Annotated in this window: 15 protein-coding genes; 13 read left to right on the top strand and 2 right to left on the bottom strand. The window is 40.6% G+C overall.

Annotated features, from left to right (window positions below):
* Positions 1-113 precede the first annotated feature (113 nt).
* Positions 114-461 (top strand): hypothetical protein, encoded by a 348-nt coding sequence (locus ACKTT9_RS20040; protein WP_407867280.1) that lies wholly within the window; start codon positions 114-116, stop codon positions 459-461.
* 97 nt (positions 462-558) lie between these two features.
* A complete protein-coding gene (locus tag ACKTT9_RS20035) occupies positions 559-1,053 on the top strand; it encodes an SMI1/KNR4 family protein (protein WP_407867279.1) in 495 nt (164 codons plus the stop codon).
* 157 nt (positions 1,054-1,210) lie between these two features.
* Here ACKTT9_RS20035 and ACKTT9_RS20030 read toward each other — a convergent pair whose 3' ends face one another.
* Positions 1,211-2,536 (bottom strand): YcdB/YcdC domain-containing protein, encoded by a 1,326-nt coding sequence (locus ACKTT9_RS20030; protein WP_407867278.1) that lies wholly within the window; start codon positions 2,534-2,536, stop codon positions 1,211-1,213.
* A gap of 585 nt (positions 2,537-3,121) precedes the next feature.
* Here ACKTT9_RS20030 and ACKTT9_RS20025 point away from each other — a divergent pair.
* The 9 genes from ACKTT9_RS20025 to ACKTT9_RS19985 all read left to right on the top strand — a co-directional run bounded on the left by ACKTT9_RS20025 (position 3,122) and on the right by ACKTT9_RS19985 (position 9,945).
* A complete protein-coding gene (locus ACKTT9_RS20025; RefSeq protein WP_407867277.1) occupies positions 3,122-3,580 on the top strand; it encodes an HAD-IIIA family hydrolase in 459 nt (152 codons plus the stop codon).
* A gap of 184 nt (positions 3,581-3,764) precedes the next feature.
* Complete coding sequence (locus ACKTT9_RS20020) at positions 3,765-3,935, top strand: hypothetical protein (RefSeq protein WP_407867276.1); 171 nt, start codon at positions 3,765-3,767, stop codon at positions 3,933-3,935.
* A 130-nt stretch (positions 3,936-4,065) separates the two neighbouring features.
* Entirely contained in the window at positions 4,066-4,782 is a 717-nt protein-coding gene (locus tag ACKTT9_RS20015; RefSeq protein ID WP_407867275.1) for a hypothetical protein, read from the top strand.
* A gap of 326 nt (positions 4,783-5,108) precedes the next feature.
* Positions 5,109-5,612, top strand: a complete 504-nt coding sequence (locus ACKTT9_RS20010; RefSeq protein ID WP_407867274.1) for a VanZ family protein — start codon at positions 5,109-5,111, stop codon at positions 5,610-5,612.
* A gap of 413 nt (positions 5,613-6,025) precedes the next feature.
* The gene (locus ACKTT9_RS20005) at positions 6,026-6,592 is read left to right on the top strand and encodes an RNA polymerase sigma factor (protein WP_407867273.1); all 567 of its coding nucleotides are present in this window, start codon (positions 6,026-6,028) and stop codon (positions 6,590-6,592) included.
* A gap of 413 nt (positions 6,593-7,005) precedes the next feature.
* Positions 7,006-7,446 carry a DUF5071 domain-containing protein gene (locus ACKTT9_RS20000; RefSeq protein WP_407873081.1) on the top strand — a complete coding sequence of 147 codons (441 nt, stop codon included), beginning with the start codon at positions 7,006-7,008 and terminating at the stop codon, positions 7,444-7,446.
* A gap of 85 nt (positions 7,447-7,531) precedes the next feature.
* The gene (locus tag ACKTT9_RS19995; protein WP_407867272.1) at positions 7,532-8,047 is read left to right on the top strand and encodes a GNAT family N-acetyltransferase; all 516 of its coding nucleotides are present in this window, start codon (positions 7,532-7,534) and stop codon (positions 8,045-8,047) included.
* A gap of 559 nt (positions 8,048-8,606) precedes the next feature.
* Positions 8,607-9,362: a creatininase family protein gene (locus ACKTT9_RS19990; protein WP_407867271.1), complete on the top strand. Its 756-nt coding sequence runs from the start codon at positions 8,607-8,609 to the stop codon at positions 9,360-9,362.
* A gap of 112 nt (positions 9,363-9,474) precedes the next feature.
* Positions 9,475-9,945: a hypothetical protein gene (locus ACKTT9_RS19985; protein WP_407867270.1), complete on the top strand. Its 471-nt coding sequence runs from the start codon at positions 9,475-9,477 to the stop codon at positions 9,943-9,945.
* 114 nt (positions 9,946-10,059) lie between these two features.
* On the opposite strand, the gene ACKTT9_RS19980 is transcribed toward ACKTT9_RS19985, so the two are convergent.
* The gene (locus tag ACKTT9_RS19980) at positions 10,060-11,028 is read right to left on the bottom strand and encodes a serine hydrolase domain-containing protein (RefSeq protein ID WP_407867269.1); all 969 of its coding nucleotides are present in this window, start codon (positions 11,026-11,028) and stop codon (positions 10,060-10,062) included.
* Between the two features lie 130 nt (positions 11,029-11,158).
* On the opposite strand from ACKTT9_RS19980, the gene ACKTT9_RS19975 reads away from it, so the two are divergent.
* Together ACKTT9_RS19975 and ACKTT9_RS19970 are read left to right on the top strand one after the other, a co-directional pair.
* Positions 11,159-12,283 carry a hypothetical protein gene (locus ACKTT9_RS19975; RefSeq protein ID WP_407867268.1) on the top strand — a complete coding sequence of 375 codons (1,125 nt, stop codon included), beginning with the start codon at positions 11,159-11,161 and terminating at the stop codon, positions 12,281-12,283.
* A gap of 20 nt (positions 12,284-12,303) precedes the next feature.
* Positions 12,304-13,791, top strand: coding sequence for a hypothetical protein (locus ACKTT9_RS19970; RefSeq protein ID WP_407867267.1), 1,488 nt, complete (start codon positions 12,304-12,306; stop codon positions 13,789-13,791).
* The last annotated feature ends 15 nt before the right edge of the window (positions 13,792-13,806 follow it).

Below are 13,806 nucleotides of genomic sequence, written 5' to 3'. Positions count from 1 at the left end.
TTGAAGTAACGGGTATTGTTGAATTGTATAGCTCCACAGTATAGCATCATAATTAACAAAACTATTATTAAAGTGGGGGTAGGTATTATGGAGAATTATAAGTTGTTTTCAAATTGGTTAAATCAAATTTTAGAGCAAGACATCCCAAAGGTATAAAAGCATTCAATTTTAACTTATATGAAGGTTCAGAAGATACATACGATATACAATTAATTGGTTCAGATGAATTCAATGAGGATGATTCAGATTGGGCTTGTACTGACTATTTTACTTCGGAAGAAGATATTTGCTATATAAAAAGAACAGAGAGTATTCAATATTGGGATCAAGGATTAAACTACATTACGTTACTAGTGGAACGTTATCTTAAAGAAGGAGAGTATGCAAACATCCTCAAAAGTGCATCTGCAATCGGGATTGGGTTCGTAGATGGGGATATTGATATACTGTTTCGTGCTTAAATAAAGACTTTTGTTGCAATGATTGCGATGTCGTCGCTAAGCAAACGGGGAACTAGAGCTTAAAGAAACATTGAGCAGACGGAGAAAGGACGATGACATGAGTAACGTTATTCGGTTTATTAACGAAGCCAAGACGCTTTCAAACTGTGAAGTTTATCCTGCTGCATTGACTTTACCAAAACTTCGTTCTTCTCACATATTGCCATCCGATCTTGAAGAGTTCTATAAAGAGTGCGGTGGTATGCAGCTTTTCAATGATTCTGAATTTCCTTATCGTGTGATTCCACCAATAGAGATTAATTTGGCTAATTTAGAGATCCTTGGTGAAGAAGTGGAGGATGACATCACCAAGGATTGGTACACTATCGTTGATTGTGGGAATGGTGATTTTATAACGATCGATTTGAACCCTGAACGCCTTGGAAGGTGTTATGATAGTTTTCATGAAACGCATGGTTTAGTGGGAGAAACACCGATTATTGCGTTGTCATTCGCAGAATTGTTAGACCAGCTTTTTCAATTTAAAGGGAATCGAATTTTTTGGTTAGAAGACAATTTTATTGCTTTAGGAGACGCATACGATAAACAGTGAAGATCATCCGAGCCACATTTCATTGCGCTAACGGAGAACTATAGTTTAATTAATCAGCCTGCCGGTGTGTCCCGGCAGGCTGTTCAGCTATCGGGGGGAGAGTGCTTTTAAGGGGTCAACTGAAGGTATCTTGATTTGAAGCACGGGCAATTGTTCATTATTTCCTAGATTCGATTTGATCTACCGTAATTAATTTTGCCGTTGAAAAGTCCCTCCATACAGCATCTTTCGCATCCAAAAAATAATTACTGTAGTTGGCTTTGCGTACAAGGGTATAAACCAGAACAGGCTTCACCGGATCTTCCGTAATCGTAACTGGATTAGTCTGAATTATCTCATCCTCTTTTTTGTTAATTAGGTTCAGTGGAGGTGTATAGTAGGTTGGGGTTACATCGTACGCTTTCAGAAGCATTGATTTTAGTTTAGGTTCATCGAACTGTGGGATGTCTGCAGGTAATGTGCCTTTCAAAGAGTTGTTTACAGAGATAACTTCGCCGGATTGAATGTCGATCAGAATGGAGACGTGTCCGTAATAAATTCCAGATAAATTTGCAGTATAAGTCAACGTGTAAACTTTATCACCCATTCGTGTCGGCAGCGTTAAAGATGATTCATGGATTGCATACAGCGTGAGTGCTGAAGCCACTTGCGGTATCACTTTTTTTAGATAATCAGCTGATATTTGCTTAGCCTCATCCTCGACGATAAGGTGCTTGCCATCAAGTGGACAACTATTAGAAAGAGAAGTTAACTCGCCGGTGCTTTGATGTATTTCCACGGAAGACGAGCAGTATTCAGTTCCTATTGGTTTTCTCCAGATTACTTTCCAAAAGTGTCCGCTTAAATTGCTATTGAGTCCATCGACTACCTGATAAATAAGTGGATTTAGAGCATTTGTTGGAATCAGAGCTAGCTCGCTAGCTCTCTTCAATGCTTTCTCTGCGCTGTCGACTGGTTGTACGATCTCTTTGTTGGTAGATGACATCTTCGTATTTTGTTCTAAAGCCGGTTGATTCATGTCGCCTTGGACTTTTCCGGTAACTGCGTCGACTTGCCACTCATCCGATAATACAGTTTCATAAATGCCTATTTTCTTTTCACCTTTGTTTAATTGTTCCGGGAATACTTGGGAGAACGTCGGAACCAACTGCTCGGTGAACTTCGCGCGTGCTTCTTCTGCTGAAATCACAGGCTCGCTTTCTGGAAGTTGAACGTTTTTGTCCCACAAAATTTGTTTGTCTACAACCTTCCCGGTTTTATCGATATCAAGATTGATGTAGTTACCTGGATACCGAATACCATCAATGGCTCGCATATAACGAATATTGTAAAAATTCGGTTTTACAAACGTATTCTCTTGATAGTCAACAAACAGGAGTGGATCTTTCGCAAAAGGATACTCCTTTTTGATATACTGCGTCGCGTACTCTTGTACCTGAACCTGATCGATCCTGACTTCGGTTGGTGCGGCATTCGCCGCCAATTGCTTGCCAGAAGTAATGTAAAAAGGCTGGCCAATACAAGACTAGTGTTTCTTCTTTTTTTCATAATACCTCCACTTTTTGGAATTTATGTATCGTAACTGTTAGATGAAAATATTTCCAATTAGTTTCGTCCATTTCATATAATTTCCAAAAAAAATGCTACTCCGTATAGTTTGAAACGAATCAGTGTGTATATTCGGTCAAATCCACTAGAATTTGTAGAAATGAAAGACTGAGTTACAGGTCAAATTGTTACACTTACGAGGTACGTTAGTTCAAAGCTACATTTGCGATAATTGGAGCTTAAAAATTGTCAACTTAAATAGGACACAAGATAGAATTGGCTGCGCCATGCGCGGAGAGAATCCGTTGGTATTTACAAAGTTGAGAAGCGGGTTTGCTATAATTGGTGACACTCAGTTCTTGCTGGGATTTTGTGTGTTGTTACCTTCGTATAGCTTAATAAACACACCAATGGAGGCTGCTGGCATAATCGGCGGCCTCCATTACGTTGATTGGCAGGATAATTCGGACGATTTGGAGAATTACCCAATATATGTAAGTGTAGATTGGGGGGGATTCCTTTGAAAATTCAAGCTGTTTTTATTGACCGTGATGGAACATTAGGTGGAAATGGTCACTTTATTCATCCTCAAGACTTTGAGTTATTCCCATCATCTTTAGCAGCATTGCAATTGTTAAAAGAACATGGAATTAAAATATTTGCCCTTACTAATCAACATAACATATCCAAGGGTTTGGCAACTGAATTAGAATTTCAAAAAGAATTTGATAGTTATGGATTCGATGCCGCATATATATGTCCTCATGAGCCAGAAGAAGGATGTGAATGTCATAAACCACAACCTGGGATGCTTTGGAAAGCTGCTGCTGAGCATGAACTAGACCTGACACATTGCGCTGTTATAGGTGATGTGGGTTCAACAGATATGCTAGCAGCTGCTGCAGTAGGGGCTAAAAGAATTCTTGTAGAGACAGGCTGGGGTAAACAGTCTTTGGAAAAATACCGTCACAAATGGTAAGAGCAAGCATCACCTGATTTTATTGCGAAGGATCTATTAGATACAGTGAACTGGTTAATTAGTAGTATTTACAAATAAGAGTAGGTTTTTCCGCGTCGTTAGTAAGGATATTTCCAAAAACAGTAACTTTGAATGCTTCCTACTAATATCTAGGAAAATTTTAAGAATAGGAAGAGGTGCTTGTATGAATGCGTTCGCAACCTTATCGTGGTTAAGTATAATTTATTATTTTTTACTTGCTATTGGCGGACCAATTTTCATCATTTGGTTTGCTGTTTCTTATGTAAGAGGTATGAAGGAACGTAACAAAATACTTAGGGAATTGGTCGAAAAGTACAAAGATGCTGCACCATAAAAAACTATAGATCACCCACGACATGTCCGGAGTCGAAACATTGTCAGTGATAAAATTCGCTGATGCTTTCAATCTATCGTTATAAAGCAAAATAAACAGTTATAAAAAAGAAGGGAGATGTAGGCAGATCATGAAAAAGAAATTGGTACTTGTAATAACTTTGGCTTATTGCGTAGGGACTTTGGTTTGGGAGAAGTACTCTGCCAGTGCCATGTCAGCCGAGACGAATACACCGAAAGAAAACACGATTACCTTGTTTGAAAACACGCCACTGCTCAGCGATAACGGGAATACACTCGGGATACTGGCTCCCCAAACGGTTACAATTCTTAAAACAAGCCAACGAAGAGTTGGGCATGGGGAAGGGTATTTTGTACCTATCTACCAGATCTCCACTTGGGTCGGCAAGGCGTGGATTATGCCATACAATGCGGCGCTTGGGGAGCAAGTTCCGTCGCAAGCAAATCTTGAATTATTCGGTGTTGAACCGATATACTTCGATCCTGGCCTTACCAATCCGACTTGGATTCAATTAGCTCCCCAAACCGTCAAAGTCAAGTCGATATGGGGAGACCGTTATCTGATTGAAACACAGAAGGGCGATAGATGGATCGCTCCACGCTACGAATCGTTGTACGGTGTGGAGGAGGTAGCGCGTGAGGTTCAACTCCAAAGTGAGATAAAGCTGCTTCGCTCCCCCTCTGGGTTGGAAACAGGGGCAGCATTAAGCCCCCAAAAAGTAAATGTGAATGCAGTGTGGCACGATTGGTATCGCACAGAATCATGGCTCGGGCCAGTTTGGTTCAAGCTACCGGATACGGATACGACTATCGAGCAGTCAAAATAACAAACGAGTATTTGTATGGATAATAATTAGACCTCTAAGCTAACGAGAAACTATAAAATTGACCGTGATGGATTGGCGTGCGGCTTTTTCTTTCTATGTCCTCAAGTTCTTGTCTAAATAAGATGACAAGAACTTGGGGACATTCCCGACGGAACGAGCTAAGATATCGATTGAAATGTAATCTTTATAATGTCAGCTGCTGTTTTGGGAGTCAAATAACACTCGCGCCTGGACGGTATCCGCGTTACACTAATGGGAGATAAGTTACAATATATGGTAAATTGAAAACAAGTTTGGTGTCAGGAGGGAGAGAAGTATTAACTATTATGGGTAAAATTAATTCAAAGCATATTTTCATTGTGTACTTAATTGGATTAGTTAATTTTGTGGTTGTGAAATTCTTCGGCGATATCCAAAGGGTAATCGATAGGGTTGTTAGTAATAAAGCGCAGAAAGTAATGGGTTATTGGAATTTAGAACTGATTCCCTTTAGGACGATATCTTCATCTATTGATTCTTACATCCGAGTAGGAATGGTTCCTTCATCGATCAATTTAATCGCCAATATAGTCGTATTTGTTCCAATGGGGTATTTAATTACGTTCGTTGTACGAAGGCCATCATTTATTAAAACACTTTTAATTTCGTTCGCGAGTATTCTTGGTATTGAAATAATTCAATTTGTTACCTATTTAGGATCAGCGGATATTGATGATGTGCTTCTAAACTTAATTGGAAGTGTAATGGGATATGCTGTTTATATGATTTATATAGTACTTCAGAATAAACTGAATAAGGGTATCGAAACTAACCACGGTACAGAAAAATAAAATTAAGAGCAATATGAAAAGACTTAGGAAATTCAATGATATCTAATTAGATGACGAATGATTTAACTAATAGAATGGTATTTTAAGAATTAAAGTACCGATTTCTAAACAAGATGATCAGAAAAACTAAATGATATTGATGTCAGCACTAAATAATTTCTTAACAAAATATTATAAGCAGAAAGAGGAGGCAGGAGTTTATACTTTGTTAATAAACGATTTAGAGGGATTCAATATGCATGGTTTAGAATAGGTAGTAAGGAAACACTAAAGAGAGTAAAAAATACCAATGAGAAAATATGTTCTCTCTATTTTATGGAGAGTAAAATACATAAAAGCCCCTAACCTGAGAAATAGAGTCTATAGCGAAAAGTAAATTCCGGGTGGCTTATCTGATTCAATGAGGTGAGAGTATGGAGACGACCGGTGTCCATGTATTAAAACATATGAACTATTTGTCTGAAACAACCGATCAGAAGGCGGTCCTTCACAATTTAATGGAAGCCTACGGGAATGATGTTTGGAATTATGCATTTACTATTTGTCGTAATACGGATTTATCTGATGACATTACACAAGATTCTTTCCTAAAGGTATATCGCAATTTAAAGACATTCCGCGGAGAAGCTTCAATGAAGACCTGGCTGCTCACAATAACGCGTAATACCGCTTATGATTATTTACGCAAGGCATTCTGGCGTAAAGTCACACACGTCGGGTTTATTCAGTCTACTGGAACATCAGAATCTGCTGAGAACGAAGTGATGGAGAAACTTAATGCCAGTGATATGTGGAAAAATGTAATTTCTCTGCCTCCCAAGTATCGAGAAATTTTGATTTTGCATGCACATTATCAACTCTCGACCAAGGAAATCGCAGCCGTTCTTAACATTTCGGAGGGGACAGTGAAATCCAGACTCCACCGTGCCAGATTAAAAGTGATCGAGCTGAAGGAGCGTACAACGCTTGAACTCTCCTGATACGGTTGAAGTAATATAGAATTGTAGCCAGAAAGTATGATGATAATTCTGACACCTAGGAGCCCATCCAGGGTCCAGGTTAAAATGGTAAACCATCCTACATAATATGTAAGAGGACAACAAAATAAATGCTTTATCAGCCGCATATAATGCGGTTTTATTATTTTAAGGATATGACTTCTTGTGCTTTTCAAAAGACAGGATGATGCATTGTTTTTCAGAGTAGGATATACAAATGATATGTTTTCCACATAAACCGAACATTATAGTTTTTTGCCGTCCTTTATTCAAGTAATAAATAAGAATTTCAATCAGACATTACGGCTGCCTCTCTCGTTGAAGCAAAGGGAAATAGGCAGGATTGCTCAATTGTTTCTAGAATACATTTTGAGATGGATTAATTACTAACATTCATCATTACCTGGTATGATTACAGAACTATAAAAAGGTCGAAGATAAATAAAAAATCAAATGATTCTCTACCACGAAATAAACATGATTTTGAAAGAGTAAATGCTCTAAAAGTTTTGGATAAGGAAGAGCTAGAAAAAATCATACCTGATCTTTTGTTGTGGTTACAGGATATGAACTGGCCAATTGCTGAAGCCATTTCAAAAGTGCTTTTAACAGTTCCACATCAAACAATACCCTATGTATTTGAAGTGCTGAGAGGTCACGATGACATATGGAAAGAATGGTGTTTACGTTTTTTTGTATTAGAATTACCACTAGATTTAATAAAGAACTTTGAAGAAGAGACTAGAAGAATTGCTTTCGAGCCTACAAAAGGGGAAGTACTTGAAGAGATACACCTAACAGCGCTTGAGGTTTTGAAGAGATTACAGAGCATTTGAAATATAATTATATGATAATTCACGATTTTGACCATTCTGCTCTCAATTTAGCAGAGAAATTAAGTTTTTTTGGGGGGATCTTACCTTGAAAGTATTAGAAACAGAACGGCTTATTCTTCGTCAGCAAACAATTGAGGATGCGGCTTTTATTCTTGAGCTTTTGAACGACCCTTCTTGGATTCAGTACATAGGCGATAGAGGTGTGAGAACCGTTGAGGATGCGAGGGACTATATTTTAAAAGGAGCTATAGATATGTATGCCCGCTTGGGCTTCGGGTTTTATTTGACAGAGCTGAAGGATGGAGGGATTCCGATCGGCATTTGTGGATTGGCAAAAAGAGATTTCCTAGCAGATGTAGATGTTGGATTTGCCTTTCTTCCTAAGTTCAGAGGAAAAGGATACGCCTTTGAAGCTGCTAGAGCAGTAATCTGTTATGCACAAAACGTTCTAGCGCTAGAACGCATTGTGGCAATTACTTCCGAAGATAACCATGCTTCGGCCAAACTATTAGAAAAATTAGGATTGAATTTTGAAGGCAAGATCCGTTATGAAAATACAGATGAAGAAGTCCACATATTTGGAATTAACAAATGTATCTGATTCTGCAAAAATAATGCCATGTGACTTTAAGATAATCTCATTAGGGGTTGCGAAAATCGCGGCCTTTTTGTATTTGGGATAAGGGTATTATTGAGCTTATTGTTTAAGAGCAATTGTGTGTAGATGTCGGGTGACAAGAACATGATTACATTAATTTTCAGTTACTGTTTTAGATGTTAAACAACACGCACACTTGGATCGAATCCGCGTTACACTAACGGGAGAATAGTTCCAATATGTGGTATTATTGTTTTAGTCTGAACATTAAGATGGGGTGATTGGCTGTGAATAGGTATGGTTTTTACTTGTTCTGTTCTGCAGTATGTATTGTTCTTCCCGTAGTATTTTTAATTTATGGATATTGGGATGCATCTCAACCAAAGGTGGGTCCTGTTGGGGATGGTAATCAGAATCCAACCTTCTTACAAATATTTCCGCTGATTTGCACTTTGGTTACTGGCCTTATTAATACACCATTTGCTATTTACCAGTATAGAAAACATAAAAAAAGTCCAAGTGAACTTAGAAATAACCAGTTATCTTCTTAAGGAGTGCAATAATGCTAAATTTTAAAAACACGACATTGGAAATTTCAAATAGTGGTATTGATACAGCTGTTCTATCCGTTGGGGCTACGGAACAATTTGGACCGTACTTGCCTATGCATTTAGATACGCTTATAGCTGAGTTATATGCGACCGCATATGGAAATGAATTGAATGCTTATGTGTTGCCTACAATCCCCTTTAATACTTCTGAAGAGCATGCCAATTTTAAGGGAACAGTTACCGTAAGCCCCAACATCTTAACAGCTATGCTAGAGGATATTGTTTGCAACCTCGTAAGACAAGGGTTTAGAAAGTTCTTGGTCTGTACCGGACATGGCGGTTCTTACTGGGAAGGTGCATTTGTTAAGCATATCAATTACAAATATCCGGAGATTATTTTGATTTCCGCAAATCACAATAATCATCTTGCATGGAATGAGGCAGTTGAAGCAGCAAATTTGAAAGGCTTAAATGAAATGCATGGTGGACTTTTGTCCGTTTGTACGGCTATGTGGCTTTGTCCTGAACTAGTTAAATCTAACTCTATGGGTTCAGACATACCTTCAGAAAACCGTCTTTATGCTGATTATCTAGGATGGGAAAAGCTGACCAAGGATGGTTGTTGGGGAAAGTATGATGAAGGCATCTATTCACAAAAAGAATTAGCGGATAAAGGCAAGATATTTTGGAGCACGTTTATTCATAGAAGAACTGAAGGTCTTAAACGAATCCTTGAAGAAGGATTCCGTCGAAAAACTCAAAGTTGATTAAACTAACAGCAATCTATACATTAACACATAGGTTAGTTGAATCAATTGCGATTACTTCAATCAACGCTCACTGCTATTATTTGAATTTAGAGAGAAGACGTGGTGTTTATTGAAAAATTCAATGAATTTTTGTCGATTTGGAATCGTTATTTTTCTAATCATACTCATCAATTCGGGTTGTAGTGTTACACATACAGTTAACACATCATCAACGATTTCCTTATCAAAAGTGTTAAAAAAAGAAATACCAGCTATTAAAAACTTTAAATGTACATTCACTAGACCCAATTTAACAATAAGCATTGAAATGAAAGATGTTCCTTCTGAAGAATCGTTAAATTCCATATTGGCTAACGTAAAGCAGTTCTCAACTATTGAGAACATAAACGAAATTGCAAAATCCGTAAAATGGAAAAGTGAGATTTACGATATTAATCTGATTATTTATAGTCATTCAGAAGAAAAACCACTTATAAAATATTCTGCAAGTTATTTCAGAACATTCGATGCCTCAAACACATCGGAAGAAAATATTGATGGATATAAAACTTGGACCAAATACGAGGAACCACAAACCTGAAAAGTTTAAACTAATTACGAACGAACATTAGTTGAATTAAGGAACCGCGGCAGCGCGAATGAGGATAAACAAAAAAGCAGTCCAAGCTGAGATAATCAGCTGTGGACTGCTTTTTCATTTCAAGATCGCTTGCGCGGCGAGCATCGGCGCAATATGATTGCGAAACACATGGAGCGGGATCTTGCTCTTCTTCCGCTCATCATGCGTTAACACGACGACGGTGTCCAGTCGTGGAATGATGTAAATCGCCTGGCCGCCAAAGCCGTAGGCGTTGTAGTAGTCCATTGGTGGGGAAGAGGGAGAGGCTGCGTTCGCATCAGCCTCATACGTATCGACCCACCAATGCCAGCCGTAGAAGCCGCGCCGCGGCGGTACCGGCGCAGCCGGAATGGCGGGAGCGCTGGAGCTGGCGACCAGCGCCTTTGAGATGAGGGGCTTGTGCTCCCACAAGCCCTCCTGCAAGAAAAGCCGGCCGAATTTCAGCATATCGGCAGGCCGTAGCTGGAGACCGAATCCGCCGGTATGAATACCTTGCGGGTCGGTCTCCCAGGCGTAGTCCACGATGCCAAGTGGACCGAAAAGCTTTTGTTCCGCATACTGGGCAACCGGCATGCCTGTAACTTGCGCTAAAATCGCAGCAAGCAGCTGGGAATTGCCGGAGTTGTATTCCATGCGGGTGCCAGGTGCTTCAGACAGAGGTTGTGACAGGACGAAGTCGACCCAATTAGACGTTCTGGTCATCTGCGGGAACGAATTCTGACCCCCAAATTCGGTCCAATCCATGCCGGAGGTCATCGTGAGCAGGTGCCGGATTCTCATTTCCAGCTTCCTTGGATCAGCGTCTTGAAGTAGCTGAGGGAAGAATACTGAAACCGGCGTTTCGGGCTCGGGCAGCAACCCTTGATCCATGGCGATGCAGATCAGCGCCGAGAGAACACTTTTTGTGCAAGAATTAATGCGCGTTATTTCAGTTTCTTTTTGTTCATCGCGATAATGTTCAAAGATTCGTTCACCGCGTTGTTCGATGAGGCAGCTTGCCAAATGCAGTGGTGCAAGCGCGGCAGCCATCTGTTCCAATCTCATGCCATCCGTCCTTTAATTACCTTTTGAGTGAAATGCAGCGTGTGTTACACTAGGGCTAACTATGGTATCCTACCATTATACCATCCCGCCATGCAGTCAGGAAAAGATTGCGATAGGAGTTCTTTAGCTAATGAGCATGAAGCGAAACCTTTTGTTGATTCCCCTCGCCTTCGTCATGACACTTTCAGCTTGTGAAGCATTGCCTGTATTCGGAAAAGAAAAGCTTGCCCGCAAGCCCATCTCTGGTTATGGCCAGCTTGTGCCCGTCACCGAACAGCGTAATGCGCTTCAGCATTTTCTAACAGAAACATTAACCGGACCTTATGGTACGTATACCAACTTGCAAGAGACCGATCAGAACAGCGAAGTCGCAACCGGGCATGAAGTACTTAGCGAGTCAGCGGGACTGCTCATGCGTTATTATGCCTTAACGGGGCAAAAGGATAAGTTCGAAGCCCAGTGGAAGCTTGCCAAACGCACGTTCGATTCGCCATCCGGTCTTAGCTACCGCTACAGCCCCAAGCTGAATAAAAAATTCACCGTTAACGCTACAGTGGACGACTTTCGAATCCTACGCGCGCTGGACGAAGCGGGGAAAGCTTTTCAGACAGACGCTTATAAGAAGGACTTAGCGTACTACGGGGATAAATTATATACCTATAACGTTTCTGAGAACCGTCTGCGTGATTTCTATGACGAGACTTACGCGATGTCGAATTCATTTATTACGTTGTGCTACATAGATGTTGCTTCTATGGAGCTGCTTCCCGTATCGAACCGGAAGAAGCGTGCGCTTGAAACGGACATGCTGGGCATTATGCAAGGGGGCTACTTGTCGGATTCGTTCCCTTTTTATCAAACTCGGTACGATTTTAAGCTGAAAACCTATCAATCCGAGCAGATTAATTCGGTGGAGTCGCTACTAACGATCCTGAACCTAGCTGAAATTGGAGAAGTCAAGCCAACCAGTTTGCACTGGATAAAAGCTCAGGTTACCGCGGGCACGTTGGTGGGCGCTTATGATCGAAACGGAAAGCCGTTAAACGATGTCCAATCGACGGCGATTTATGCCATCACGGCCATGATCGGTTCTGTGACACAGGATCAACAGCTATATAACGAAAGTATTACGAAAATGAACGCGTTTCAAAATCATACCCAAGGAAGCCCGCTGAACGGAGGCTTTGGAGATGAGCTCGCGCAGCAAGCCTATTCGTTCGACAATGCCATGGCTTTGCTCGCTTATGTTTATTAATAAAGGAGTGAGTGCTTGTCGTGACGAATCGCTATTTGAGAGGACTGCTTCGCGTGATGACACCAGCTGCTGCCGCGGCGGCCGGCGTATTGGTCATTACAGTGCTCGCCCTGTTTGTTTATCCTTATCTCGGTATTGCGGATAATGGCGACTTTTTTCGAGTTTTGTATAGCAATGGGCTTTACATCAGCGATCCGACGTATGATAGTCAATATCTTGGTTTTTTCGTCAAAACATACGGAATTTTTCAGTATTATAACGAAAATCAGGCAACTATTTTCTCGACGCAATCGTCTTTTGTAAAAGCGGCTATTGGTCTAAATCAGTTGTTCCACCCAGGCACAACCACATTTGATATACGCTATCAAGCGGCATTGTATCTCGGACTTTATACAGCTGCGATATATTTGCTTGTTGAAGCATTGACTTGGAAGCTTTCCAAGCTTCGCGGCTATGTGATTGCGGGAATCGTTGTTTTTGTGTTTGGCGACACTGGCTATACGGCTTATTTTAATTCCTTATACGGTGAGAGTGTGATGCTGATCATGACGATGTTCATGGTAGCAAGCGGACTCCTGTTATACCGGAAAAGATATAACGATTACGTGATGCTTGGCTTATTCGTAGTTAGTGCCATGATTTTAACGGCAAGTAAGCAGCAAAACGCCCCAGTTGGGATTTTGACAGCCATATTCGGGGTATTTTTCATTTATATTCGGAAAAGCCGATCGTATCGTGCCATAACCGCAGGACTCCTCGCAGCTCTGATTGGTGTTGGAGTTGGCACCTATGTGCTGATCCCAAAAGAATTTGTCAATATTAACAAGTTTCATGCAATGACTCGCGGCGTATTGATGGGCTCAACAGATCCGGAAAAAACATTAGAAAGCTTTGGCATTGATAAGCAATATGCAATTTTGAACCGCAGTGAGTACTACGAGCCTTATAAATCGTTTGATGTGAATTCTGCACAGTTTGAAGAACAGTTTTTTAGCAAATACGGCTTTGTTTCCATTCTTAGCTACTATGTTGCACATCCCGGACAAGCGGGGCAGATGCTTAATATCGCGGCAAGAGACGGCTTTAGTATCCGTCCCATGGCGATGGGGAACTATGAGAAGTCCGTTGGGAAGCCATTTGGTGCGCACACGGTATTCTTTTCTGGCTATAGCTTGCTTAAGCAGGCGCTGGCACCGAAAACGTTTGGCTTTATTTTACTTTGGACTTTGCTCATTATCGGGCTTTATGTCCCATCGTTTATTCATGCGATTCGCTCGCAACAGTGGCGTAAAGCAACGAAGCTGCCTATTGTGATTTTATTGATTTCAATGGGATTATCGGGGATTTTCGTTTCCATTATTGGAGCGGGCGATGCGGATTTAGCGAAGCATGAATTTCTATTTACATTAACCTTTGATCTTGTTTCTTTGCTTACGGTAAGGGATTTGATTGCCAAACAGTTATGGAGCACAGAATCGGAGAGTAAACAGGTTGGGGCTGCGATGTAAGGCATAAGGAGGGAG

The sequence above is a fragment of the Paenibacillus sp. P36 genome (genome assembly GCF_045866505.1).
GTDB lineage: Bacteria > Bacillota > Bacilli > Paenibacillales > NBRC-103111 > Paenibacillus_E > Paenibacillus_E chondroitinus.
Note: the sequence above shows the minus strand (reverse complement) of the source record. Positions and strands in the feature narration are given on the sequence as shown.

Coding starts and splice junctions, on each gene's coding strand:
- ACKTT9_RS19980 (WP_407867269.1), bottom strand. CDS start 11,028: ATGAGATTGGAACAGATGGCTGCCGCGCTTGCACCACTGCATTTGGCA.
- ACKTT9_RS20005 (WP_407867273.1), top strand. CDS start 6,026: ATGGAGACGACCGGTGTCCATGTATTAAAACATATGAACTATTTGTCT.
- ACKTT9_RS20035 (WP_407867279.1), top strand. CDS start 559: ATGAGTAACGTTATTCGGTTTATTAACGAAGCCAAGACGCTTTCAAAC.
- ACKTT9_RS19990 (WP_407867271.1), top strand. CDS start 8,607: ATGCTAAATTTTAAAAACACGACATTGGAAATTTCAAATAGTGGTATT.
- ACKTT9_RS20020 (WP_407867276.1), top strand. CDS start 3,765: ATGAATGCGTTCGCAACCTTATCGTGGTTAAGTATAATTTATTATTTT.
- ACKTT9_RS19975 (WP_407867268.1), top strand. CDS start 11,159: ATGAGCATGAAGCGAAACCTTTTGTTGATTCCCCTCGCCTTCGTCATG.
- ACKTT9_RS20010 (WP_407867274.1), top strand. CDS start 5,109: ATGGGTAAAATTAATTCAAAGCATATTTTCATTGTGTACTTAATTGGA.
- ACKTT9_RS20015 (WP_407867275.1), top strand. CDS start 4,066: ATGAAAAAGAAATTGGTACTTGTAATAACTTTGGCTTATTGCGTAGGG.